The organism is Streptomyces sp. TRM64462, assembly GCF_013362995.1.
Lineage (GTDB): Bacteria > Actinomycetota > Actinomycetes > Streptomycetales > Streptomycetaceae > Streptomyces.
The window spans coordinates 1-23,250 of record NZ_JABWDV010000293.1; the positions used below are offsets into that span (position 1 = coordinate 1).

At 75.0% G+C, this 23,250-nt stretch carries 22 protein-coding genes and 1 pseudogene; 14 read left to right on the plus strand and 9 right to left on the minus strand.

Going from position 1 to position 23,250, the window contains the following annotated elements; genetic code table 11:
- The 3 genes and pseudogenes from HTZ82_RS13615 to HTZ82_RS13625 all read right to left on the minus strand — a co-directional run.
- A pseudogene (locus HTZ82_RS13615) lies at positions 1-498 on the minus strand (apolipoprotein N-acyltransferase); the annotation flags it as partial.
- Positions 499-664: 166 nt separating this feature from the next.
- Complete coding sequence (locus HTZ82_RS13620) at positions 665-1,258, minus strand: hypothetical protein (RefSeq protein ID WP_217624084.1); 594 nt, start codon at positions 1,256-1,258, stop codon at positions 665-667.
- 73 nt (positions 1,259-1,331) lie between these two features.
- Positions 1,332-2,141, minus strand: a complete 810-nt coding sequence (locus tag HTZ82_RS13625) for a glutamate racemase (RefSeq protein WP_175409619.1) — start codon at positions 2,139-2,141, stop codon at positions 1,332-1,334.
- A gap of 58 nt (positions 2,142-2,199) precedes the next feature.
- Here HTZ82_RS13625 and HTZ82_RS13630 point away from each other — a divergent pair, with 58 nt between their 5' ends.
- Positions 2,200-3,477, plus strand: a complete 1,278-nt coding sequence (locus HTZ82_RS13630; RefSeq protein ID WP_175409620.1) for a glycosyltransferase — start codon at positions 2,200-2,202, stop codon at positions 3,475-3,477.
- A gap of 22 nt (positions 3,478-3,499) precedes the next feature.
- On the opposite strand, the gene HTZ82_RS13635 is transcribed toward HTZ82_RS13630, so the two are convergent.
- On the minus strand, positions 3,500-4,819 hold the full coding sequence (locus HTZ82_RS13635; RefSeq protein ID WP_175409621.1) for a TerD family protein: 1,320 nt from the start codon (positions 4,817-4,819) through the stop codon (positions 3,500-3,502).
- Between the two features lie 245 nt (positions 4,820-5,064).
- On the opposite strand from HTZ82_RS13635, the gene HTZ82_RS13640 reads away from it, so the two are divergent.
- The 4 genes from HTZ82_RS13640 (at position 5,065) to HTZ82_RS13655 (ending at position 10,225) form a co-directional block, all read left to right on the plus strand.
- Positions 5,065-5,556, plus strand: a complete 492-nt coding sequence (locus HTZ82_RS13640; RefSeq protein WP_175409622.1) for a DUF6643 family protein — start codon at positions 5,065-5,067, stop codon at positions 5,554-5,556.
- 75 nt (positions 5,557-5,631) lie between these two features.
- Positions 5,632-6,567, plus strand: coding sequence for an MOSC domain-containing protein (locus tag HTZ82_RS13645; RefSeq protein WP_175409646.1), 936 nt, complete (start codon positions 5,632-5,634; stop codon positions 6,565-6,567).
- A 49-nt stretch (positions 6,568-6,616) separates the two neighbouring features.
- Positions 6,617-7,246, plus strand: a complete 630-nt coding sequence (locus HTZ82_RS13650) for a hypothetical protein (protein ID WP_309235455.1) — start codon at positions 6,617-6,619, stop codon at positions 7,244-7,246.
- 537 nt (positions 7,247-7,783) lie between these two features.
- Positions 7,784-10,225 carry a right-handed parallel beta-helix repeat-containing protein gene (locus HTZ82_RS13655; RefSeq protein WP_175409623.1) on the plus strand — a complete coding sequence of 814 codons (2,442 nt, stop codon included), beginning with the start codon at positions 7,784-7,786 and terminating at the stop codon, positions 10,223-10,225.
- Here HTZ82_RS13655 and HTZ82_RS13660 read toward each other — a convergent pair.
- Positions 10,195-12,660, minus strand: a complete 2,466-nt coding sequence (locus HTZ82_RS13660) for a hypothetical protein (protein ID WP_375540814.1) — start codon at positions 12,658-12,660, stop codon at positions 10,195-10,197. The genes HTZ82_RS13655 and HTZ82_RS13660 overlap by 31 nt on opposite strands.
- A gap of 228 nt (positions 12,661-12,888) precedes the next feature.
- Between HTZ82_RS13660 and HTZ82_RS13665 the strand changes: the two genes are divergently transcribed.
- Positions 12,889-13,689 (plus strand): DeoR/GlpR family DNA-binding transcription regulator, encoded by an 801-nt coding sequence (locus HTZ82_RS13665; RefSeq protein ID WP_175409624.1) that lies wholly within the window; start codon positions 12,889-12,891, stop codon positions 13,687-13,689.
- Between the two features lie 6 nt (positions 13,690-13,695).
- A complete protein-coding gene (locus tag HTZ82_RS13670; RefSeq protein ID WP_175409625.1) occupies positions 13,696-14,139 on the plus strand; it encodes an SRPBCC family protein in 444 nt (147 codons plus the stop codon).
- Positions 14,140-14,179: 40 nt separating this feature from the next.
- On the opposite strand, the gene HTZ82_RS13675 is transcribed toward HTZ82_RS13670, so the two are convergent.
- Positions 14,180-15,319, minus strand: a complete 1,140-nt coding sequence (locus HTZ82_RS13675) for a PLP-dependent cysteine synthase family protein (RefSeq protein WP_175409626.1) — start codon at positions 15,317-15,319, stop codon at positions 14,180-14,182.
- 183 nt (positions 15,320-15,502) lie between these two features.
- On the opposite strand from HTZ82_RS13675, the gene HTZ82_RS13680 reads away from it, so the two are divergent.
- Positions 15,503-15,826 carry a hypothetical protein gene (locus HTZ82_RS13680; RefSeq protein WP_175409627.1) on the plus strand — a complete coding sequence of 108 codons (324 nt, stop codon included), beginning with the start codon at positions 15,503-15,505 and terminating at the stop codon, positions 15,824-15,826.
- Positions 15,827-15,998: 172 nt separating this feature from the next.
- A complete protein-coding gene (locus HTZ82_RS13685) occupies positions 15,999-16,553 on the plus strand; it encodes an ATP-binding protein (protein ID WP_175409628.1) in 555 nt (184 codons plus the stop codon).
- Between the two features lie 18 nt (positions 16,554-16,571).
- On the opposite strand, the gene HTZ82_RS13690 is transcribed toward HTZ82_RS13685, so the two are convergent.
- Entirely contained in the window at positions 16,572-16,835 is a 264-nt protein-coding gene (locus HTZ82_RS13690; RefSeq protein ID WP_175409649.1) for an SHOCT domain-containing protein, read from the minus strand.
- Positions 16,836-17,002: 167 nt separating this feature from the next.
- On the opposite strand from HTZ82_RS13690, the gene HTZ82_RS13695 reads away from it, so the two are divergent.
- Complete coding sequence (locus HTZ82_RS13695) at positions 17,003-17,635, plus strand: TetR/AcrR family transcriptional regulator (protein ID WP_175409629.1); 633 nt, start codon at positions 17,003-17,005, stop codon at positions 17,633-17,635.
- The gene (locus HTZ82_RS13700) at positions 17,635-18,216 is read left to right on the plus strand and encodes a DUF4865 family protein (protein ID WP_175409630.1); all 582 of its coding nucleotides are present in this window, start codon (positions 17,635-17,637) and stop codon (positions 18,214-18,216) included. The genes HTZ82_RS13695 and HTZ82_RS13700 overlap by 1 nt, the downstream gene beginning before the upstream one ends.
- Positions 18,217-18,363: 147 nt before the next feature.
- On the opposite strand, the gene HTZ82_RS13705 is transcribed toward HTZ82_RS13700, so the two are convergent.
- Both HTZ82_RS13705 and HTZ82_RS13710 read right to left on the minus strand, forming a co-directional pair.
- A complete protein-coding gene (locus HTZ82_RS13705) occupies positions 18,364-19,143 on the minus strand; it encodes a cyclopropane-fatty-acyl-phospholipid synthase family protein (RefSeq protein WP_175409631.1) in 780 nt (259 codons plus the stop codon).
- Between the two features lie 170 nt (positions 19,144-19,313).
- The gene (locus tag HTZ82_RS13710) at positions 19,314-20,543 is read right to left on the minus strand and encodes an ROK family protein (protein WP_175409632.1); all 1,230 of its coding nucleotides are present in this window, start codon (positions 20,541-20,543) and stop codon (positions 19,314-19,316) included.
- A gap of 130 nt (positions 20,544-20,673) precedes the next feature.
- On the opposite strand from HTZ82_RS13710, the gene HTZ82_RS13715 reads away from it, so the two are divergent.
- The 3 genes from HTZ82_RS13715 to HTZ82_RS13725 all read left to right on the plus strand — a co-directional run bounded on the left by HTZ82_RS13715 (position 20,674) and on the right by HTZ82_RS13725 (position 23,229).
- Positions 20,674-21,372, plus strand: coding sequence for an endonuclease (locus tag HTZ82_RS13715; protein WP_175409633.1), 699 nt, complete (start codon positions 20,674-20,676; stop codon positions 21,370-21,372).
- Positions 21,373-21,413: 41 nt separating this feature from the next.
- Positions 21,414-21,770: a hypothetical protein gene (locus HTZ82_RS13720; protein WP_175409634.1), complete on the plus strand. Its 357-nt coding sequence runs from the start codon at positions 21,414-21,416 to the stop codon at positions 21,768-21,770.
- 157 nt (positions 21,771-21,927) lie between these two features.
- Entirely contained in the window at positions 21,928-23,229 is a 1,302-nt protein-coding gene (locus HTZ82_RS13725) for an MFS transporter (RefSeq protein WP_175409635.1), read from the plus strand.
- Positions 23,230-23,250: the final 21 nt, after the last annotated feature.

Here is a 23,250-nt window from a genome sequence, read left to right on the forward strand (position 1 = left end):
GTCGGCCTGGCCGAACGCGATCTTGCCCCAGGGGAAGCCGCCGAACGGGGCACGCGCGCGTGCCGCCTCGCCGAGGATCCACACGGCGGCGGCGAACACGGGCCAGGCGGGCAGCCGGGACACCGCGGCGACGCCGAGGCCCGTGGCGCCGACGAAGAGCGCTTCGGCGGCGACGAGGGCCAGCCACGGCACCGGGCCGACCTCCTCGCCGGTCCACACCAGCAGCGGCAGCAGGAAGCCGAGCCCGGCCAGCAGCCCGAGGCCGAAGCCGGACCGGAGGCGGCGGCCGTACAGGGTCCAGCCGAGGAGCGCGAACGCGGGGAGCGCGAGCCACCACAGCGGCCGCGGCGGGAAGCTCAGGTACAGGAGAACCCCGGACACCACCGCCGCGCCGGGCCGCACCAGCCGCCGGAGCAACCGCCGGAGCAACCGCGGCCCGCCCGGCTTCTCGGGCTCGGGAGCAGCGGGTACGGCGACGGGGGTGGTGGTGGCGCTCACCCTGGGGAGTCTACGGCGCGCCCCTGAGCCCCGGACATCCGCACCGCCCCGGGCGCGGGGCGGCAGCGACACGTCACGTTCGCGGCCCCGGTCCGGGTCCGAGCGTGCGGGCACGGCCGGTGACCGGCATCGTCGGCGGTCGGCCACGGGGTGCCCGCCGTGTCGGTCAGCGGCCGGCGCCGGAGGTGCGGCGGCGGAGGTGGAGGCGGTGGCGGATGACGCGGACCGCTGTTTCGGCGTCGTCGACGGTGACGGTGAAGCTGCGGCCGTCGCCGAGGGTGAGGACCAGCCCCTCGCCGCGCCGGACGACCACGGCGGTGCCCTTCTCGGGGCGCCAGCGGTAGCCCCAGCCGCCCCACTGCCGGGGCGTGACGCGCGGGGCGAACTCGGCGCCGACGACGTGGTCGAGCGGGATACGGCGCCGGGGCAGGCCCATGTGGCCGCAGCGGACCTCCAGGGCGTTGTGGTCCACGGTCAGCTCGACGTGCGTGAACGCGATGGTGCCGAACAGGACGAGGAGCCCGACCGCCACACAGCCGATCACCGCCATCAGGACGGCCGTCACACCCGCCGTCCACGCCGCGTCGACCGCCAGCTCGACACCGAGCGCGAGGCAGGCCGCGCCGGCCGCGGCCGGCAGCCACTGGACGCGGTTGGTCGCGCGTCCCGTCCAGGTGTCCGGCACGGCGGGCACGAAGCCGGGGAGCGGTCGCTCGGCACGGGGCTGGTGGACCGGCTCGGGGTCCCTGGGGTCCCTCATAGTCCGGAGAGTACCGAGCATGCCGCGCCATGGCGCCCGCTCCGCCGCGACCGGGTGAGGTGGCCCCGCGTCGTCAGGCCACCGGTGCGCCCGCGCCCAGCAGGCGGCCCTCCGGGTACCTCAGGGCGGCCGCCGGCAGCTCCGCGGCGCGGCCGCTGAGCAGTACGGTCAGCGCGGCCGGCCCGGCCGGCCCGGTGCGCGACGGCTGCGCCGGGCCCGCCGGGAGCTCGGCGGCGATACGCCGCAGGGTCTGCGCGGCGACCGCGTGCGCGGAGCCGTACAGGTCCACGGCCCGGCCGGTGACGGGTCGCAGTGCCGTGCGGATGCGCTCCTCGACCAGCTCGTAGTGGGTGCAGCCGAGGACGACCGCGGTCACACCGGGCGGCGTCAGGGCGGCGGCCGCGGCGATCGCGGCGTCCACGCGCGCGTCGTCCGCGAACTGCACGGCGTCGGCGAGCCCCGGGCACGGAACCTCCGCGACGTCGACGCCGGCCGCGAACTCGGCGATCAGCCGCTTCTGATACGCGCTGCCCGTGGTGGCCGGGGTCGCCCAGATGGCGACGGGCCCGCCCGCCGCGGCGGCCGGCTTGATCGCGGGAACGGTGCCGATGACCGGGATACGGGGCTCCAGCTCCGCGCGCAGTGCGGGCAGCGCGTGGACCGACGCGGTGTTGCACGCCACCACCAGCGCGTCGGGCCCGTGGGCGGCGGCGGCGCGGGCCACGGCCAGCGCGCGCGTGGTGAGGTCGTGGGGTGTACGGGGTCCCCAGGGCATGCCGTCCGGGTCCGACGAGAGCACGAGCTCGGCGTCCGGCCGCAGCCGGCGCACGGCGGCCGCCGCCGGGAGCAGCCCGATGCCGGAGTCCATGAGCGCGATCTTCACCCGGTCACCCTAGCCGATGGCCCCTGCACACGCCCCGGTGTGGGGCAGACTGCGGCGAATGAGCGTGCTTGCGTGGATCGCCCTGGGTTCGTGCGCCGTCTGGGCGTGGCTGCTTCTCGGTCAGGGACTGTTCTGGCGTACCGATCAACGGCTGCCGCACACCCCTCCTGAGCCGGGTGGACGGCGGCCGGGCGGCGGCTGGCCTTCCGTGGCGGTCGTCGTTCCGGCCCGGGACGAGGCCGAGGTGCTGCCGGTCAGTCTGCCGTCGCTGCTCGCGCAGGACTATCCGGGGCGGGCGGAGGTCGTCCTCGTCGACGACGGCAGCACGGACGGTACGGGGGACCTGGCGCGCGAGCTGTCGGAGCGGTGCGGCGGGCTGCCGCTGAGCGTGGTGTCGCCGGGTCCGCCGGAGCCGGGGTGGACCGGCAAGCTGTGGGCGGTGCGATACGGAATCGGGGTGGCACGCGCGCGTAGCGGCGACGACCACGGCCCGGCCACCGGACGCGACGCCGGTGCCGGCCCCCGCACCGGTACCGGCACCGGCCCCGGGCGTACGCCTGCCGATTTCCTGCTGCTCACGGACGCCGACATCGCGCACGAGCCGGACAGCCTGCGCCGCCTGGTCGCCGCCGCCCGCGCACACGAGCTCGACCTCGTCTCGCAGATGGCGCGGCTGCGCGTGGCGAACATCTGGGAACGGCTGATCGTCCCGGCCTTCGTCTATTTCTTCTGTCAGCTCTATCCGTTCCGGTGGATCAACCGGGACGGGGCGCGGACGGCGGCCGCGGCGGGCGGCTGCGTCCTGCTGCGGGCCGAGGCGGCGGAGCGGGCGCGGATTCCGGACGCGATCCGGGACGCGGTGATCGACGACGTGGCGCTGGCCCGGGCGGTACGGCGCGCGGGCGGGCGGATCTGGCTGGGGCTCGCCGAGCACGTCGACAGTGTCCGGCCGTATCCGGGCCTGGCCGATCTGTGGCGGATGGTGGCGCGCAGCGCGTACGCGCAACTGCGGCACAGCGCGCTGCTCCTCGCCGGGACGGTGGCGGGGCTCGCGCTGGTGTACCTGGCGCCCCCGGTGTGCCTGGCGGCGGGTGTGCTGACCGGCGACGGGGTGGCGGCCTGGGCGGGGGGTGCGGCGTGGGCGGTGATGGCGGGGACGTACGTGCCGATACTCCGCTACTACCGGCAGCCGCTGTGGCCGGCGCCGCTGCTGCCGGTGACGGCGCTCCTCTATCTCCTGATGACGGTCGACTCGGCGGTGCGGCACCACCAGGGGCGGGGCGCCGCCTGGAAGGGGCGGACGTATCCGCGCCCGCAGGCGGCGCCTGAGCGCTGAGCCTCAATCAGGTCGTATGCGCCTATTTCCTGCCGGGTGTCCAGTTCATGCCCCAGCCGTACTCGCGGTCGACGGTGCGCTGGGGGCTGACGCCGCGGGGCGGGACGAGGTAGCGGGCCTCGCGCTGGACGACGAGGTCGCTGCCCTGGCGGGTGATCAGGGCGAGGGCGCAGACGGTGGACGGGACGGTGCACTCGTCGAGGAAGAACTCGACGGGCGCGCCGTGCTGCGGGGTGAGCGTGACGGTGGCGTGCAGGTCGGCGAAGCTGCGGGCGCCCTCGTAGATGGTGACGAAGACGAGGATCCTGCGGAACGCGTCCTTGTGGTCGAGGTTGACGGTGAGGTTCTCGCCGGTGGCGACGGCCCCGGTGCGGTCGTCGCCGTCGAGGTGGATGTACGGCGGCCGGCGCAGCGCCCCGAAGGCGTTGCCGAGTGCCTGGACGACGCCCTTGCTGCCGTCGGTCAGCTCGTACAGGGCGCACAGGTCGAGGTCGAGGTCGGAGTGCTGGGCGACGGCGCGGCCGCGCTTGGCGCCCCAGCCGCGGAACTGCTTGCGCATCTCCCAGTTGAGGTTGACGCGCATGGCGCCGGAGCTGCCGCCCTGCTTGGCGAGGGAGACGGTGGGGGCCTCCTTCGTCAGGGTGACCTTGGAGAGCCGTACGGGAGCGGTGGGCGCGGCCGGTGCGGCCGGCGGTGCCGGGGGTGCGGGCGGGGGCGCCGTCCAGGTGGGAGCCGGTGGTGCCGGAGCGGGCGCCGGGGTGGGGGCCGGGGCCGTGGCCGGGCGCTGCCGGGGCACGGGCTGCTGCGGTTCGTCGACCGTGATGCCGAAGTCCGTCGCGAGCCCCGCAAGGCCCGTCCCGTACCCCTGCCCCACCGCGCGGAACTTCCAGCCGCCCTGGCGCCGGTAGAGCTCGCCCAGGATGAACGCGGTCTCCACGGTCGCGTCCCGGCTCTCGTACCGCGCGAGCTCCGTCCCGTCGGCCGCGTCCACGACGCGGATGTACAGGTCCGGCACGCGCCCGAAGGCGCCGCCGTCCGCCGACGCGGCGAGCACGACGCGCTCGACGGACGGCTCGACCTGCGGGAGCCGGACGGTGAGCGCGTCCGTCACGGAGCCGCCGGCGGTGCGCTTTCCGTCATGACGTACGGAACCCGAGGGGTGCGTCGCCTGGTTGTAAAACACGAAGTCCGCGTCGGAGCGCACCTTCCCCGACACGAGCAGTAGTGCCGAGGCGTCGACGTCCGGCACCCCCGGACCCGAACGCCATCCCAATTCGACACGAAGATCTCGCGTCGGCACCGGAACATTGGCTCCCTTAAGCATGGACATGCCCGCCCCCATCGCGTGTCGGCGCCGCTGATTTATGTATCCGCCACGTTAATCCCGCCGGTACGGCGTTGCCCCGGAGACCCGTGGGTAACCCCGTTCCAGCTCGGCTTTTGCGCGATCATTACGCTGCGACGGAGTCGATCAGCGACCGATTTTCCCCTGTTGGGTCACATTGGTGTTCCACAGCAACTCAGAACGCGTCAAACAACCCGCTTATCGGCCTTCCAACCAGCACATCGTGGGCTTAACTTAGGGCCATGACCTCCCCCCGTGCCTCGTACGGCGGTGCGTACTACAACGCGCCGCCGTTCCCGGACACCCCGATCTACGACTCCCTGGTCGCAGAGCGGGGCACGCCTCAGATCGCCCCGATCCGAGTGCCCTCCGCGTACGACACCGGCAGCACGTACCTGCCGGCGCTGCCCGCGGTCCTTCCCGCCCTCCCGGCGGCCCCCTCCCCCCAGCACGCGCCCACCTACGGCGGCGGGTACGGCTACCCCCAGCCGGCCGCTCCCCAGCCCGCGCCACTGCAGCACGCCATGGCGCCGCACATCCCGCAGCAGGCCCAGCCGCCCCGCGGCTACGGCTACCCGGGCCCGCAGCAGCAGCATCCGCAGCAGCAGCGCCCCATGGGCGGCGGGTACGAGGCGATGCGCCCGGTGGCGGCGCCCCGCCCGGCGGCCGCCGCGCCGGCGCCCGCGCCGTACGACGATCCGTACCGCCGTCCCTACCAGGGGGGCGGTTACTAGCGGCGGGCGGGATCCGTCGGTCTCCCGACGGCCTGGAGGCCCTGGCAGGATGACGCCATGCCAAGTGATGAGGTCATGCCCCTGCCTGTCGTGAGCTCCTTGCACATCCACCCGGTGAAGTCCCTGGGTGGTTCCTCGCCCGCGCAGGCGGTCGTGGAGCCCTGGGGCTTGGCCGGTGACCGCCGCTGGATGCTGGTGGACACGGCAGGCAAGGCGGTGACCCAGCGTCAGTACGCACGGCTGGCCCTGGCCTCCGCCGACCCGCTGCCCGGGCCCGGCGGAGGCCTCCGCGTGTCCGCGCCCGGACGGGAGCCGCTGACGGTCGCGGTGCCCGACCCGGGGCGCGGGACGGTGCCGGTGGACATCTTCGGTACGAAGGTGGAGGCGGTGCCGGCGGGCACGGGCGCCGAGCGGGACTCGGAGCGGGACGCGGACGCGGCGGGCGGACCGGGGGGCGAGCCGGGCGTCGGCGACGCAGGTGACCCGGACGCGTGGTTCAGCGCGTACCTGGACGCCGATGTGCGCCTGGTGCACATGGACGATCCGGCGCACCGCCGGCCCGTCAACCCGAAGTACGCACGGCCGGGCGACACGGTCAACTTCGCGGACGGCTATCCGCTGCTCGCCACCACGACCGCGTCGCTGGACGCGCTCAACGCGCTGATCGCGCGGGGCGACCACGCCGAGGAGGGGCCGCTGCCCATGGAGCGGTTCCGGCCGACCGTGGTGGTCGAGGGCACCGCGCCCTGGGACGAGGACGGGTGGACGCGTCTCGCCATCGGCGACGTGACGTTCCGGGCCGTCAAGCAGTGCGGGCGCTGTGTCGTGACGACCACCGACCAGCGCACGGCGGTGAGGGGCAAGGAGCCGCTGCGCACCCTCGGTCGGCACCGCCGCTTCGGCGGCAAGCTCGCCTTCGGAATGCTCCTTGTCCCGGAGACCACCGGGACCCTGCGCGTCGGGGACCCGGTGGAGATCCTGGAGCGGCGCGAACCCCCGACTCACGCATAGGCGTGGCCCCGCTGGGAACCCGGTCGGTCCGAGAGGAGCTGCGAAGGGGGTGGGGTCGGTGTACGCGACGGCCGCCGGTCTGTGGCGGTGGCGGCGCAACACCCTGCGCCGCGCGACCGATCTCGTCGAGGCGTGGGTGGCGTTCGTCGCCCTGTTGCTGCTCTGTCTCGCCGCGCCGCTGGTGGGCTGGTTCGCCGGCTCCGCGGCCGACGCGCGGCTCCAGGAGGACGCCCGGCTGCAGCAGGAGCTGCGCCACCGGGTGGTCGCCGAGGTGCTGGGCGCGGCGGCGCCCGGGACCGGCACCGCGGCGGTGCTGCCCGACCCGGCGGCCGCCGCCGACCGGCAGCTGCGCACGCCGGTCGAGGCCCGCTGGACGGCGCCCGACGGCACGGTGCGCACCGGCACGCTCAACGCGTCCCGCGAGGTGGCCGACCCCGGCGACACGTTCCCGGTGTGGGTCGACGCGCGGGGCGGGCTGGTCGAGCCGCCGCTGAACGCGGGCACCGCGCGGGAGCACGCCGTGCTGACCGGAGTCGGCGCGGCCACGGTCACGGCGGTGTTCGTCGAGGGCACCCGGCGGTTGATCGTATGGAGGCTGGTGCAACAGCGGTACGCACGCCTGGACCAGGCGTGGGCACGAACGGGCCCCGACTGGGGCCGTGCGGACACGGGCGGCTGACGGACCGGGCCCGGGCGGCAGGCCCGCCGGGGAACGGGAGACCGGCCGGCCCACGAGACGGCCAGGCCCCGCGAGGCTGACCAGCCGGGCACCGGGCGGCAGGCCCACTGGCCGCAGCCGAGAACGGAAAGGCGACGCGACGGGACCGCGACGCGGGCCCAGCCGGACCGGAGACGGAAGCGGCGGCGACCGGGAAACCCGACGCCGTCAGCCGCCACGGCAAACCCTGCGGGCACGGCAGCTCAAGCCCGGCGGCGCGGGAGCTCAAGCCCGGCGGGTGCCGGGGCAAGCCCGGCGAGTGCAGGAGCAACCCCGGCCGGTGCGGGGCCAAGCCCGGCGAGTGCAGGAGCAAGTCCGTGGGTGTCGGGGGGCTGAGCCGGGGTGGAGCGGGCAACTCGGTGTCGTCGTGCGCGCTACGGTGGTGCGACGGGTCCGGCGCGGCACCCGGCCCGCCGGTCGGCGGCCGTTCGGCGGCGGCTTCCGGAGGGCCGGCGACGGTGGGCCGGCGAGCGCACGAGGTGGGGGCAGAGCAGCACCATGGCACAGGGCACGGTCCAGGTGACGCACAGCGGTACGTCGCGGTGGCGGCGCCGCACGGGCGAGTACGCCTCCCTCGCCGCCGCCCTGGAGGCCGCGGGCGACGGTGACGTCCTCACGATCGCCCCGGGCACCTACCGGGAGAACCTGGTGCTGAGCCGGGCGGTGACGCTGCGCGGTACGGACGGCGCGGTGGGTTCCGTACGGATCGCCCCGGCCGACGGGGTGCCGTTGACCGTACGGGCGTCGGCCACGGTGCGGGACCTGCACGTCGAAGGGCAGGACGCGGCGGCGCCAGCGCTGCTCGTCGAGGACGGCACGCCCGAGCTGCTCGCCCTGCGGATCGTAACGCGTTCGGCGGCGGGCGTGGAGGTGCGGGGCGCGGCCAGGCCGACCGTGCGGCGGGTCACCGTCGACAACCCGGCGGGCGTCGGGATCGCCGTACTGGACGGCGCGGGCGGCGTGTTCGAGGAGTGCGAGGTGGTCGCGGCGGGCCAGGCGGGCGTGTCGGTGCACGGCGGCGCGCATCCGCGGATGGAGCGCTGCCGGGTGCACCACGCGTCGGGGGCCGGCCTGTCGGTGACGGGTGAGAACAGCGGCCTGGAGGCGCTCGGCTGCGAGGTGTACGAGATCCGGGGCAGCGGCGTGCGGATCGCCGGGCGGGCCTCGGCCCATCTCACGGACTCGTCGGTGCACCGCACGTCGGCCGACGGGATCACGCTCGACACGGACGCGGTGCTGACGTTGTCGGACTGCGACATCCACGACGTCCCGGAGAACGCGATCGACCTGCGGTCGCGCGCGGTGCTGACGCTGACCCGGTCGACGGTCCGCCGGTTCGGGCGCAACGGCCTGTCGGTGTGGGATCCGGGCACGCGCGTGGACGCCAACCAGTGCGAGATCCACGACAGTACGGGCGACTACCCGGCGGTGTGGGTGAGCGACGGGGCGACGGCCGTCCTGGACTCGTGCCGGGTGCGGGAGGTGCCGGACGCGCTGTTCGTCCTGGACAGGGGGTCGCGGGTCGACGTCGTGGACAGCGATCTGTCGCAGGTGCGGAACACGGCCGTGTCGGTGAGCGACGGGGCGACGGCGCAACTGGACGACTGCCGGGTGCGGGAGGCGTCGACGGGCGCCTGGTTCCGGGACCACGGCAGCGGCGGGACGCTCGCCAACTGCACGTTCGACGGGGTGCAGACGGGTGTCATCGTCAGCAAGGGCGCCGACCCGTCGGTGGAGCGGTGCACGGTGGCGTCGCCGGTGGAGGCCGGGTTCTACGTGTCGGCCGAGGGCCGCGGCACCTTCGACGGCTGCCGGGTGACGGGCAGCGGCGGCTACGGCTTCCATGTGATGGACGGGTGCCGTACGGCGCTGAGGCGGTGCCGTACGGAGCGGTGCGCGCGCGGCGGGTACGAGCTCGGCGCGGATGGCCCGGTCGCGGAGGACTGCACGAGCGACGAGAGCGTCCTGTCCCGCGCCGCCGCCGAGGGGCACGCGGCGTCCGGGGGCACGGTGCTGACGGCCGCGCAGACGGCGCCGCCCGGGGGCGGTGGCCTGCTGGGCACGGTCCCGGCTCAGCCCGCGGCGGCTGCCGCTGCCCCGGCGCCTGCCCCGGCCCCCGCGCTGGAAGCGCGCGGCTCTCAGGACGTCCTCGCGGAACTGGACGCGCTGGTGGGCCTGGACAGCGTGAAGCGCGAGGTCCGCACGCTCACCAACATGATCGAGGTGGGCCGCAAGCGTCAGGAGGCGGGCCTGAAGGCGGCGTCCGTCCGCCGCCACCTGGCCTTCACCGGCAATCCCGGCACCGGCAAGACGACCGTGGCGCGTCTGTACGGGGAGATCCTGGCGTCCCTCGGTGTGCTGGAGCGCGGGCATCTCGTCGAGGTGTCCCGCGTCGACCTGGTCGGTGAGCACATCGGGTCGACGGCGATCCGCACCCAGGAGGCGTTCGACCGGGCGCGCGGCGGCGTGCTGTTCATCGACGAGGCGTACGCGCTGTCCCCGGAGGACTCGGGGCGCGACTTCGGGCGTGAGGCCATCGACACGCTGGTGAAGCTGATGGAGGACCACCGGGACGCGGTCGTGGTCATCGTCGCCGGGTACACGGCCGAGATGGAGCGGTTCCTGACCGTCAACCCCGGTGTGGCCTCGCGTTTCTCACGGACGATCACGTTCCCGGACTATGTGCCGGAGGAACTGCTGCGGATCGTGGAGCAGCAGGCGGAGGACCACGAGTACCGGCTGGCCCCGGGCACGGCCGACGGGCTGCTGAAGTACTTCGAGGCGCTGCCGAAGGGCCCCGCGTTCGGCAACGGCCGTACGGCGCGGCAGACGTTCGAGTCGATGGTGGAGCGGCACGCGGGCCGGGTCGCCGCGCTCGCGGACGCGAGCACGGACGACCTGAGCCTGCTCTACCCGGAGGACCTGCCGGAGCTGCCCTGAGGGGTGGTGCCGTCGGTGTCGTCGGGCCCGGTGCCGCGCTGCCGGGGCAGCGGGAGGGGCAGGGCGGGCGGCAGCCGGTCGAGGAGGGCGGCGCGCTCGCGGGCGAACACCGGGTCGGCCTGGTAGTCGGAGTGGCCGAGGATCGGCTCTGGCAGCGGGTGGTCGTCGGTGCGCCCGTACACGACCGGGTCGCGCAGCGCCGGGTGGTCGACCTGCGGCCGCGTGCCGTCGGCGGGGAGCCCGACGGGCCCGCCGATGGGATCGGTGTGGCGCCACAGGTTGCGCCAGCTGTGCACCTCGTGGTGCAGGTCGCCGAGGGGAACGCGGCCGAAGTAGGCGGGGAACCAGCGCCCGTACAGCCGTTCCAGGGGCGACCCGTACGTGAGGAGCGCGACGCGCCGGCGGGTGCGCGCCGGGAGCTGCCGTACCGCGGCGGCGGCGAGCACGCTGCCCTGTGAGTGCCCGGAGATGACGAGGCGTCCGCCGGTGCGGCCGGTCCAGGACGCCATCCGCCACGTCAGGTCGGGCACGGCGCGCTCGGCGTAGCAGGGCGGGGCGAAGGGGTGGGCGGCGCGCGGCCAGAACGTGCCGACGTCCCACAGGATGCCGATGGTGCGGCGGGCGGAGGCGTCGCGGTAGGCGCGGCGGCCCCAGGTGACGAACAGTATGAAGCCGAGCCCGACGAGCCAGGAGCCGAGGGACTGCGCGGCCTCCGCGACGCTGTCCACGAAGGCGGGGGCCCCGTCGAAGGCCTTCCCCGGCACCTCGCCGCTCAGCCAGGCCCCGGCGACGGCGCCCGCGCCGAGGAGGAGCGTCGCGGCGGACAGCAGCCCGGCGAGTCCCGGCGCGGAGTCGGTGAGCCCGGCGGTCGCGCGGGCGCGGGCGATCCGGCGCGTACGGACCGGGTCGGGCCGCTCGTCGGCGTACTCGGCCTCGACGACGCGGGCGAGGCGCCGCGCGGTGAGCGCGGTGCGGGCGACGAGGTAGACGACCGGGACGAGCAGTACGAGGAGGAGGGCCGGGATGACCGCGGCCTGCCAGCTGAGCATGACGGGCGGCCCGGCGATGGGGCCGTCGCCGGTGCCGGGGGTGCCGGCTCCGTCGAGCCAGTCGGCGACGCGCTGGGCGACCCCGCCGGCCATGACCCCGCCGAGTGCGCAGGCCAGCAGGGACACGGCGGGCCCCGCGAGGCCGCGCAGAGCGGTACGGGGATCGGGGGCGCGCCGGTGGAGGCGAACGGCGACGGCGGCGAGCACGAGGACCAGGCAGCCCTGGGTGAGGGCGATGACACCGAACGTGGCGTCGCCGGGCAGGGACCCGGAGGACGTCCAGCCGGGGCGTGACCAGGAGGCGTAGAGGGCGGCGACGAGCAGCAGGACGGCGGCGGAGCCGGGCAGCCAGGTGATGAGGGCACGGTCGACGCGGTTGTCGAGGCGCCGTTCGCTGCGGCCGCGCCGGCACACGACGGCGACCACGACGACGGCGCCGGCCAGCAGCGCGCCCTCGATGCACCAGCCGACGGCCGCGCGGAGCGCGCTGTCGGCGCCCCGGTCGTGGCGGGCGGCGGCACCCGCGACGGCGGCGGCGACGGTGAGGAGCCCGGCCGCGGTGTGGGCGGCGCGGAGGCGGGCGACGAGGCGGCGCCCGTACCAGAAGCCGGGTCGGCCGAGCGCGGCGCGGTCGGTGTCGGGCTGGTCGGCGTCCGGGTGGTGGCCGGTGTCGGGCTGGTGGTCGGCGTCGGGGTGGTCGTCGTGCTCGTCGTCGCCGCGCGGCGGGCGCTGCGCCTCGTACGCGCTCCAGGTGCGGTTGGACAGGTACCAGAGGAGGGCGACGAGCGCGGTGGGGACGGCGGCGGCGACGGTGAGGCGGCGGCCGGGCTGGGACCACCAGCCGCCATCGGCCGCGGCGAGGAAGCCGAGCCAGGAGCGGTCGTCGGTGCAGGCGGCGGCGCCCGCGCACTGCCAGGCCGCCAGGTCGAGGGCGACCTCGCAGGCGGCTGCCGTGAGCAGCACGGTGAGGGAGAGGGCGACGAGCCGGACGAGGACGCCGTAGAGGCGGGCGGAGCCGCTGCGGCCGGGGGCGGGCGGGCGCATCCAGTGGGCGAGGTTGACCACCATGAACGGCAGGAGGAGCAGCCACAGGGCGCGGGTGCCGTTGCCCGAGGTGAGGTTGGACCAGCAGTACGCCTCGGGGACGGGGCCGTCGCGGAACCGGGCGGGGTCGCTCTCGGCGTGCACGTCGTCGGCGCGGCGGTGGATGGCGGCGGTGCCGTCGCCGGTGATGCGGACGGTGCGGGGGTCGTCGAGCATGCCCTGCGGCGTGGCGCCGCCGACGCCGTGCACGAGGAGTTCGAGCGCGGCTCCGGCTCCGGCTCCGGCTTCCGGTGCGCTCTCCGGTGTGCCTTCCTGTGCGCCTTCCGGTGCGGCTGGGGACACGGGGCGGCTCCCTCCCTGACGGCGGTACGGGGCGTGGTGCGGGGCGTGTGATGCGGGGCGTGGTGCGGGAGTGTGGTGCGGGGGCCGGACCAGCCTCGCCGGTCCCGGCGGTCCGCCGCACGGCTCTCACGTAATCTCCCCGCCGTCCGCCGATGTGAAGCGCGTGGCAGGATGAGCACCTTGGCCAGCGGTGTTGATGAAACGACCATGGAAGGACCGGCCCCTGCGGTGAGCGACAACCAGAACCTCCTCGCGGAGCAGCGGCGCGCCTTGATCCTCGACGAGGTGAGGCGGCGCGGGGGTGCGCGGGTCAACGAGCTCACCCGCAAGCTCAACGTCTCCGACATGACGGTGCGCAGGGACCTGGACGCGCTGGCGCGCCAGGGCGTGATCGAGAAGGTGCACGGCGGTGCCGTGCCGGTTGTGGAGGCGCGGACCCACGAACCGGGCTTCGAGGCGAAGTCGGCGCTGGCGCCGGGCGCGAAGGAGGACATCGCGCGGGCGGCCGCGGCGATGGTGGCGCCGGGCAGCGCGATCGCCCTGTCGGGCGGCACGACGACGTACGCGGTGGCGCGGTTCCTGCTGGACGTGCCGGATCTGACGGTGGTGACCAACTCCGTACGGGTCGCGGACGTGTTCCACGCGGCGAAGGGCGCCGCGACGGTGGTGCTCACGGGCGGGGTCAGGACGCCGTCGGACGCGCTGGTCGGCCCGGTGGCGGACCAGGCGATCGCGTCGCTCCACTTCGACGTGCTGTTCCTCGGGGTGCACGGTGTGTCGGTAGAGGCGGGCCTGTCCACGCCGAACCTGGCGGAGGCGGAGACGAACCGCCGGCTGATCCGCTCGGCGCGGCGCGTGGTGGTGGTCGCGGACCACACGAAGTGGGGCACGGTGGCGCTGGGTTCGTTCGCGCGGCTCGACGAGGTGGACGCGCTGGTGACGGACGCCGGCCTGTCGGACGAGATGCGTGCGGAGATGACGGAGCATCTGCCGGGCCTGGTCGTGGCGGGCGCCGCCGAGAAGGCGTGACGGGGCGTGAGCCGGTTCCGCGTCGAGCGTGCGACGCCGCTGCCGCCCGGCGAGGCGTGGCGGCGGGTCACGGACTGGAGCGCGCACGCGGCGGGCGTACCGCTGACGCGGGCGACGGTGCTGACGCCGGGGCCCGCGCGCGTGGGGGCGCGGTTCACGGTGCGGACCGGTGTGGGGCGGCTCGGGTTCGACGACCCGATGGAGATCGTGCGCTGGGAACCGCCGCGGCCCGGCGGCGACGGTCCGGCGGCCGGAGTGTGCCGGGTGGTGAAGTACGGGCGGCTGCTGGGCGGCTGGGCGGAGATCACCGTACGGGCGGAGGCCGGCGGGGCGCGCGTGACGTGGGTGGAGGAGCTGCGGGTGCGCGGGCTGCCGCGCCGGTGCGACGCGCTGCTCACGCCCGTGGCGCGCCGGGTGTTCGGCCGCGCCCTGGACCGGCTGCTGCGGTAGCCGGGCCTGCGGGCGCGGCCGGTGACGGGGTGTCGGAGCCTCAGGCGGGCCAGGTGCCGGTGGCGAGGAATTCGTCGAGCGTGGCGCGGTAGGGGTCGATGTCCAGGCCCTGCTCCGCCAGCCACGCGTCGGAGTAGTACTTGTCCAGATACCGCTCCCCCGGGTCGCAGATGAGCGTGACGACGCTGCCCTTCCGCCCCTGGGCCACCATCTCGGCGACGATCTTCAGGGCGCTCCACAGGCCCGTTCCTGTGGAGCCGCCCGCCTTGCGGCCGATGGCGTTCTCCAGGGCCCGTACGGCGGCGATGCTGGCCGCGTCCGGGACCTTCATCATCCGGTCGATGGCCCCGGGCACGAAGCTGGGCTCCATGCGGGGGCGGCCGATGCCCTCGATGCGGGAGCCGCAGTCGCTGGCGGCTGCCGGGTCGTCGTGCGTCCAGCCGTCGAAGAAGCAGGAGTTCTCGGGGTCGGGGACGCAGACGCGGGTGTCGTACTGCATGTAGCGCACGTAGCGGGCGATGGTCGCGGAGGTGCCGCCGGTGCCCGCGGTGGCGACGATCCAGGCGGGTTCGGGGTACCGCTCCAGGCGCAGTTGCTGGTAGACGGACTCGGCGATGTTGTTGTTGCCGCGCCAGTCGGTGGCCCGCTCCGCGTAGGTGAACTGGTCGATGTAGTGGCCGCCGGTCTCGGTGGCGAGCGCGGCGGCCTCCTCGTACATGCGGCGTGAGTCGTCGACGAAGTGGCACTGGCCGCCGTGGAATTCGATGAGGCGGATCTTCTCGGGGCTGGTGGTGCGCGGCATGACGGCGATGAACGGGACGCCGATGAGCTTCGCGAAGTACGCCTCGGAGACGGCGGTCGAGCCGCTGGACGCCTCGATGACGGGCTTGCGCGGGCGGATCCAGCCGTTGCACAGGCCGTACAGGAAGAGGGAGCGGGCGAGGCGGTGCTTGAGGCTGCCGGTGGGGTGTGTCGACTCGTCCTTGAGGTACAGGTCGATGCCCCAGCTCTCGGGGAGCGGGAAGCGCAGGAGGTGTGTGTCGGCGGAGCGGTTGGCGTCGGCCTGGACCTTGCGTACGGCGTCTTTCAGCCATGCGCGGTAGTCCGGATCGCTGCGGTCGACGTCGAGGGTCGGCGTCGCCGTGCCGGGCGTCGGCTCGTGCTGCTCAACGGTGTTCACGCGTGCCACTCCTCGTCGTCCGCGCCGCGGTTCCCACGGGCCACTCCACTGAACATACCTCCCTCACCTGGGCAAATGATGACTTTGATGGCCCATAGGCCATCCTTGGACGTGCACTGGTGCGGACGCGGCGCGTTGTGCAGACTGGCCGCCAGGACACGGTGCGAAGGGGGCGGCGGAGTCATGACTGAACCCGATTTCAGCGCCACGGGGGTGCGGATCGAGCGGTGGCCGCGCTCCCTGACCCGAGCCGGCGAGGTCCGGATCGAGGACGGCCGGCTGGCCCTGCTGACCAGCTACGGCCGTGAGATCGACAGCGCCCCGGTCGGCGCCGTCCGGGCGGGCCGCGCGCTGTTCGCGCCGCCGGGCTCGGCGGTGGCGACACTCAACGGCGCCCGGTACCGGCTGACCATGGGGCAGCGTGAGCGCGGGCGGGGCGGCGGGGGCCCGGTGCTGTCCGGGCGTTTCCTGGAGGCTCTGCGGAAGGCCGGCGGCGGCCGGGACTGACGGGTCATCGGTTGCCGCGAGTTGCGAACCGGTCACGGCTGGTCCACGCTGGATTGACATCACTCAGGGTGAATCGGCGGTGACGCTGTGATCCAGCCCGCCGGACCACGAGCCAGCCACCTCTGGATCCGATCTTCGTCTTCTTCCGGACCTACTTCGGGGAGTCGCAGCCGTGATCAGCCAGGCAAGCAGCAGGCAGTGCACGGTAGAGCTCCAAGCCCTGCCGTCGCGGATCGGTCAGGTCCGCAGGATTGTGTCGGCGCAACTGCGCTACTGGAACCTCGATTGTCTGATCGAGAAGGCGGCACTCGGCGTGACCGAGCTGCTGACCAATGTTCATCAGCACGCCAAGCCCGACAAGGTGTGCACGGTCGAGATCGAGTTCCTGCTCGGCCGGCTGACGGTCTCCGTCCACGACCACGATCCGCGGCTCCCCGTCGGGCGGCCGCCGGAGACGCTGGACCCGCTCGCCACGTCGGGGCGCGGGCTCGCGCTGATAGAGGCGTTCAGCGAGAGTTGGGGCGCCCGGCCGCAGGGCGACGCGGGGAAGGTCGTGTGGTTCACGCTGCCCGCCCCGTCGGACACGCCGGTGGGGATCCCGTCCGTACCGGCGTACGTGACGGCGGGCGGCGGCACGTTCAAGGAGCCGGTGCCGTTCGGCGACGGCGCCGAGGCGGCGGAGACGGTACGCGGACACGCCGCCGCCCGGTCGGCCGTGGCGGGCTGACCGGGCGGGACCCCGGCCTCAGGTGGCGGAGCGTCCGAAGTGCTCTTCCAGGACGGAGAGCCGGCGCCAGTACTCGTCCTCGTCGATCTCGCCGGACGCGAAGCGGCGCCCGAGCACGGCGATCGGCGACTGCTCGTCGCGCCGCTCCCGCGCCAACGGGCCCCGGCGCCCGCGCCACACGGTGCGGCGCAGGAGCGTGACGACGGTGACGGCGACGGCCGCCCAGAACAGCGGGAACAGCAGGATCCAGGGTCCGGGCCCGTCATGGGCCAGGGTCGTCATGGCGAGGGTGTTCATCCCGATCAGCTCCTCGAAGTGCGGTGCTTGACGTTCTCTCCGCTTCGAGAGTCGCCCGGGAGGGGCGCCCTCGTCGTCGTACGGGCAGCGGCACCCGGCGTACGCCCGCCGGAGTATGGAGTCTGTACCTACTGATATGTACAGTCGGTTCCATGACCAGCACATCGAACGCTTCAACCGCCTCCGAGCGTCTGATCGACGCCACGCGTGAACTGCTGTGGGAGCGCGGGTACGTGGGGACGAGTCCGAAGGCCATCCAGCAGCGGGCCGGGGCCGGCCAGGGCAGCATGTACCACCACTTCACCGGGAAGCCCGATCTGGCGCTGGCCGCCATTCGCCGGACGGCCGAGGAGACGCGCGCGGCCGCCGAGCGCGTGCTGGGCGGCGAGCGCGTGCTGGGCGGCGAGGGAACGGCGTACGAGCGCATCGCGGCGTATCTGCGGCGCGAGCGTGACGTGCTGCGGGGCTGCCCCGTGGGCCGGCTGACGATGGACCCGGACGTCGTCGCGGACGAGGGGCTGCGCGCTCCGGTCGACGAGACGCTGGACTGGCTGCGCGGGCGGCTGGCCGGGATCGTCCGGGAGGGTGTGGCGAGCGGCGAGTTCGACGGGGCGCTGGACCCGGAGGGGACGGCGGCGGCGATCGTGGCGACCGTGCAGGGCGGCTACGTGCTGGCCCGGGCGTCCGGGTCCGCGGCCGCGTTCGGCACGGCGGTCGAGGGTCTGCTCGGCCTGCTCCGTCCGCTCGGGACGCCTGGGCCGCTCGGCGGGCGGAGGGCGGCGTGATGCACGCGATGCAGTACGAGATCACCCTGCCCGCCGACTACGACATGGGCGTCATCCGGCACCGCGTGGCGACCCGCGGCCACCTCCTGGACGACTTCCCGGGGCTCGGCCTCAAGGCGTATCTGATACGGGAGCGGGCGGACGGCGCGCCGGTGAACCAGTACGCGCCGTTCTATCTGTGGGCGGCGCCCGAGGGCATGAACGCGTTCCTGTGGGGCCCCGGGTTCCAGGGCATCGTGGACGACTTCGGGCGCCCCGAGGTGCGGCACTGGACGGGCGCCGCGTACGGCGACGGACCGGCCGCCGGGTCGGCGCCCCGGTACGCGGTGCGGCGGCGGGTGCCGATCGGAGCGGGCGAGCCGCCGGCGGAGGCGGTGGGGCGGGCCCTCGCCGCGCACGAGCGCCTGGTGGCGGCGGACGGGGTCGTGGCGGCTGCCGTGGCGGTGGACCCGCGCCACTGGGAGCTGGTGGCGTTCAGCCTGTGGGCGGATGCGGCGCCGGAGGGCGCGGGGGACGTGTTCCGGGTGCTGCACGTGTCGCAGCCGCACCGGGGGGAGCTGCGACGCGGCCGGCACTGGTGAGGGCGCCGAGCAGGCTCCGGACGGGCCCCGCGGCGCGCTTTCCGTACAGCTCCCGCAGCGCCCGCTCCGGACGGGCCCCGGGCGCACTCGCCGGACGGCTCCCGCGGCGCGCTCGCCGGTTCCCTCCCGACGCGCCGGACCCGGTCCTCAGCCGACCGGGACGAGCGTGAGGTAGGCCATGCCGAGCAGGTCGCGGTAGCCGTTCAGCCAGGTGGAGCGCTGGCCGTCGACGCGGGCGCGGGTCTCCGCGGCGGCCGGGTGCTGAGGGTGTGCGGCCAGCCAGAGTTCGACGTCGTGGCGGTAGCCGGACTCGAACTCCTCCCACTCCTCCGGGCTCGCCGTCTCGATCCACGCGGGCCGGAAGCCCGCGTCGACGGCCAGGTCCACGAGCGCGCCGAGCGGCAGGTGGTCGTCCTCGCGGGCGCCCGGCCACATCGCGGCGAGCTCGTGGGGCGCGGGCGTGCGCTGCCAGAAGCCCTCGCCGAGCAGGACGCGGCCACCCGGGGCGACGAGGCCGCGCAGCGCGCGCAGGGCGGCGGCGACGTCGTGGGGTCCTTCGGGGTCGCACAGGGCCTGGCTGGAGCCCAGGCACAGCACGATGTCGGCGGGGCCGCGCGTGGTGCCGAGCGCGGACTCCTCGACGAACTCGGCCCGCTCGGCCAGGCCCCGCTCATCGGCCAGCTCCCGGCCACGGGCCAGGTCATCGGCCCGGATGTCCAGGCCGGCGCCGGTCGCGCCCGGTGCGGCGTCCAGGACCCGGAGCAGGAACTCGCCCCAGCCGCAGCCGATGTCGAGCACCGTGGCGGGGCCGGTCGCCGCGAGCCGTGCGACGAGGCGGTCGGCCCTGGCCTCGGACAGCGGCCCGTGGAAGGTGAGGTGCGTGAGACGGGGCGGGGCGTCGGACGCGCCGGGGGTGACGGTCGGCATGGGCGGCACCTCAGGTCGTCAGGTCGTCGTGTCGGGAGTCGTGATCGTGCCGGCCCCACCAGGGGCAGCATGATCGGGACCGTAGGCGCCCGTCTGCCTCCGGGCAAAGGTTTTTTCTCGTCGCGCTCGCCGCGCTCGCCGCGCTCGCCGCGCTCGCCGCGCTCGTCGGCTCAGGCGGCCGGGCGGCGGAGTGCGGCGAGGGGGTCGTCGAGTACCGGCTGCCAGGCCAGTTCGGCGGCGCCCGCGAGGCTGTTGTGGGGCAGGGTGCAGCCGAGGATCGGCACGCCGCCGCTGCGGCCCCACAGGCTGCGGTCGGCGACGACGGCGCGGAGCCGCTCGGGGTCGGCGGCGAGGAGCTCGCGGTGGAGGCCGCCGAGGATGATGCGGTCCGGGTTGAGGATGTTGACCAGGCCCGCGAGGCCGAGGCCCAGCCGGTCGATGAGCTCCTCGACGGCCGCGCGCACGGCAGGGTCGCGGCGCTCGTCGCGCAGCAGGTCCCGGGCCTGCTGGAGCAGCGACACCTCGGGGCCCGGGGTGCGGCCGGCGGCGGTGAGGAAGGCCAGCGGGTCGGCCTCGACGTCGAGGCAGCCGCGGCTGCCGCAGTGGCAGGGGCGGCCGCCCTCGGGGTTGACGGTGAGGTGGCCGACCTCCAGGGCGAGGCCCGCGCTGCCGGTGTGGAGCCGCCCGTCGAGGACGAGGGCGCCGCCGACGCCGCGGTGGCCGGTGGCGACGCACAGCAGGTGCTGCGCGCCGCGGCCGGCGCCGTGGCGGTGCTCCGCGAGGGCGGCGAGGTTGACGTCGTTGCCGGTGAAGGCGGGGCCTTCGATGCCGGCGGCGCGTACGCAGTCGGCGAAGATGTCGCGGACCGGCGCGCCGGCGGGCCAGGCCAGGTGCAGGGGGTTGAGCGCGGTGCCCTCGGGTTCGGCGACCGCCGACGGTACGGCGAGTCCCGCGCCCACGCAGCGGCGGCCGCTGTCGTGCAGCAGCCTGGCGCCCGCCTCGACGACGGCCTCCAGGACCTGGGCGGGGTCGGCGGTGACCTCGACGCAGCCGGGCGCTGTCGCGACGATCCGGCCGCCGAGGCCGACGAGCGCGGCGCGGAAGCCGTCGGCGTGCACCTGGGCGGCGAGGGCGACGGGCCCGTGCTCGTCGACGATGAGGCGGTGCGAGGGCCGGCCCTGGGCGCCGGCGCCCGCGCCGGGGCGCGCGTCGACCCGGATCAGCCCGAGCGCCTCCAGTTCGGCCGCGACGGCGCCCGCCGTGGCGCGCGTGACGCCGAGCTCCGCGGTCAGTACGGCACGGGTGGGCGCCCGGCCCGTGTGCACCAGTTCCAGGGCCGGGCCGAGTGCGCTGCGCCCCCTGTCCAGCCGTGTCCGGGTCGTCGTCGCCTTGCCGTTCATGGGGGCGAGTCTCCCATGATCCAGCGGCCGGGCGGCCCCCCACGTGCTGTTTCGGCGGCGCCCCGGCGGGTACTGCGGGCAGCGACGGCGGGGGACGTACACGACGTACACAGCGGGAGAGGGAGGCGCCATGTCACCCTCCGACGGCAAGCGGACGGGAAGGACGAAGGAGCAGCGGGAGACCGCGCGGGAGCTGCTCGACGCGTACGGCCACACGTACGCCGAGGCGGCGGGCATCCGGCTCAAGGACACTCCGCAGCCGCTGTACCAGCTCCTTGTTCTCGCCCATCTGCTGAGCGCCCGGATCCGGGCGGACATCGCCGTCGCGGCGGCCCGCGCACTGTTCGAGGCCGGCCTCCGCGACCCCCGGCACATGAAGGACGCCAGCTGGCAGCAGCGCGTCGACGCGCTGGGCGAGGGCGGTTACCGGCGCTACGACGAGCGGACGTCCACGCAGCTCGGCAAGGCCGCAGAGCTCGTACTGGAGGAGTACCGCGGCGATCTGCGGCGGATGCACAAGGAGGCCGGGGGCGATCCGGGCCGGCTGCGACGGCTGCTCCAGGAGGTGCCGGGCATCGGGCCCGCGGGCGCGGACATCTTCCTGCGCGAGGCACAGGCGGTGTGGCCGGACCTCGCGCCGTATCTGGACGACAGGACGCTCGACGGCGCGAAGCGGCTGGGGCTGCCCGCGGACCGGGACAAGCTGGCCGGCCTGGTGAAACGGGACGAACTGCCCACGCTGGCGGCCGCGCTGGTGCGCGCGGCGATCGACCGGCACGTGGTGGAGGAGGTGCGTGAGACCCGCGCGAAGCACACGGGGCGGTCCTGAGAGCGACCGAGGAACGAACGACGCCCAGGGAGGATCCGGCAATGAGCACCTCCGAACGCGGCGACCTGCCGCTGCCCGACTACGACCATCTGCCCGCCGGCGCACTGGAGCACCGCATCCGTTCGCTGCGCGCCGAGGAGCTCGACCGGCTGCTGCACTACGAGCACGAGCACGCCGACCGGCACCCGGTCGTCCAGCTCCTGGCCACACGCAAGCGGCAGCTGAGCGAGGGCGCCGCACCGTCCGGCGGGGACCCCGCGGCGTTCCGGCCGGAGCAGGCCGAGCGCGCCCGGGGCGGTTCGGCGGTGTCGCCCGCGACGTCGCCGCAGCCGTCGAGCCCGCCGCCGCACGGCACTCCGGACCAGCGGGGCAAGCCGAAGGGCGACCGGACGGTGTGAAGGCGTTGCGCGTCGGTACGGCGGTACGACGATGCGACGGCACGGTGTGAGGGCCGGGCTGTGATCGCGTGGTGTGACGGGACGTTGTGACGGGCGTCCCGTCACACCGCCTGTTTGAAGGTTGAAGAGGGTCGGCGCATGCCTCTATCCTGAGTTTGTGCCGCAACTAAACAAACTCCTGACCGCCCGCTCCGCGCTCACCCTCTTCTTCGCCCTGGACGGTTTCCTCTTCGCCGGCTGGGTCGTCCGCATCCCCGCGATCAAGCAGCAGACCGGCTCGTCGGCGAGCGATCTCGGGCTCGCGCTGCTCGGCGTCTCGGCGGGCGCCGTCGTCACGATGACGCTGACCGGCCGGCTGTGCGCGCGCTTCGGCAGCCACCCGGTCACGGTGGCGTCCGGGGTGCTGCTGTCCCTGGCGATCGCCCTGCCGGCGCTCACCCACTCGACGCTCGCGCTCGGTCTGGTGCTGCTGGTCTTCGGCACCGCGTACGGCGCGATCAACGTCGCGATGAACAGTGCCGCCGTCGATCTCGTCGCGGCGCTGCGCCGCCCCGTGATGCCGTCGTTCCACGCCGCGTTCAGCCTGGGCGGCATGGTCGGCGCCGGCCTCGGCGGGCTGGTGGCGGCCGGCCTCTCCCCCGCCGCGCATCTGCTCGGCCTGACGGCCGTCGGTCTGCTGCTGACCGCCGTCGCGGGACCGGTGCTGCTGCGCCACCCGTCGCCCGCACCGCCGGAGGCCCTGCCCACGGGCGCTCCCCGGTCCGGCGGGCGGCGCCAGGACCGGCGTACGCGCCGGCTGGTCACCGTCTTCGGCGTGATCGCGCTGTGTACGGCGTACGGCGAGGGGGCGCTCGCGGACTGGGGCGCCCTGCACCTGGCGCAGGACCTGGACGCGCACCCGGGTGTCGCGGCCGCCGGGTACGCGCTGTTCGCGCTGGCCATGACCGCCGGGCGGCTCTCCGGTACGGCGCTGCTCGAACGGCTCGGCCAGACCAGGACGCTCGTGGCGGGCGGCGCGGCGGCGGCCGTGGGCATGCTGCTGGGCGCCCTGGCGCCGACCGTGTGGGCGGCGCTGCTCGGGTTCGCGGTGACCGGCCTGGGCCTGGCGAACATCTTCCCGGTGGCGGTGGCGCGCGCGGGCGCGCTGGCCGGACCGGCGGGTGTGGCGGCCGCGTCGACGCTCGGCTACGGCGGGATGCTGCTGGGTCCGCCCGTGATCGGTTTCCTGGCGGACTGGTTCTCGCTGCCGGTCGCGCTGACGTCGGTCGCGGTGCTGGCGGCGGGCGCGGCCGTGATCGGGTACCGGGCAGGGCGCGCCGCCGTACCCGGCCGGGCCGAGGACCGGGCCGAGGAGCCGGGCAGCGGGGCCGGGCAGCGGCAACCTGAGCGGCGGGACGGCGCCTTCGCCGGGGCGGTGACCGGCGCGACGCGCGGCAGCCACGGCACGCACGGCGGTTGAGAGACGGGGCGCACTGGCAGA

Coding starts and splice junctions, on each gene's coding strand:
- HTZ82_RS13620 (WP_217624084.1), bottom strand. CDS start 1,258: ATGAGGGACCCCAGGGACCCCGAGCCGGTCCACCAGCCCCGTGCCGAG.
- HTZ82_RS13630 (WP_175409620.1), top strand. CDS start 2,200: ATGAGCGTGCTTGCGTGGATCGCCCTGGGTTCGTGCGCCGTCTGGGCG.
- HTZ82_RS13635 (WP_175409621.1), bottom strand. CDS start 4,819: ATGGGGGCGGGCATGTCCATGCTTAAGGGAGCCAATGTTCCGGTGCCG.
- HTZ82_RS13640 (WP_175409622.1), top strand. CDS start 5,065: ATGACCTCCCCCCGTGCCTCGTACGGCGGTGCGTACTACAACGCGCCG.
- HTZ82_RS13645 (WP_175409646.1), top strand. CDS start 5,632: ATGCCCCTGCCTGTCGTGAGCTCCTTGCACATCCACCCGGTGAAGTCC.
- HTZ82_RS13655 (WP_175409623.1), top strand. CDS start 7,784: ATGGCACAGGGCACGGTCCAGGTGACGCACAGCGGTACGTCGCGGTGG.
- HTZ82_RS13680 (WP_175409627.1), top strand. CDS start 15,503: ATGACTGAACCCGATTTCAGCGCCACGGGGGTGCGGATCGAGCGGTGG.
- HTZ82_RS13690 (WP_175409649.1), bottom strand. CDS start 16,835: ATGACGACCCTGGCCCATGACGGGCCCGGACCCTGGATCCTGCTGTTC.
- HTZ82_RS13695 (WP_175409629.1), top strand. CDS start 17,003: ATGACCAGCACATCGAACGCTTCAACCGCCTCCGAGCGTCTGATCGAC.
- HTZ82_RS13700 (WP_175409630.1), top strand. CDS start 17,635: ATGCACGCGATGCAGTACGAGATCACCCTGCCCGCCGACTACGACATG.
- HTZ82_RS13705 (WP_175409631.1), bottom strand. CDS start 19,143: ATGCCGACCGTCACCCCCGGCGCGTCCGACGCCCCGCCCCGTCTCACG.
- HTZ82_RS13710 (WP_175409632.1), bottom strand. CDS start 20,543: ATGAACGGCAAGGCGACGACGACCCGGACACGGCTGGACAGGGGGCGC.
- HTZ82_RS13715 (WP_175409633.1), top strand. CDS start 20,674: ATGTCACCCTCCGACGGCAAGCGGACGGGAAGGACGAAGGAGCAGCGG.
- HTZ82_RS13720 (WP_175409634.1), top strand. CDS start 21,414: ATGAGCACCTCCGAACGCGGCGACCTGCCGCTGCCCGACTACGACCAT.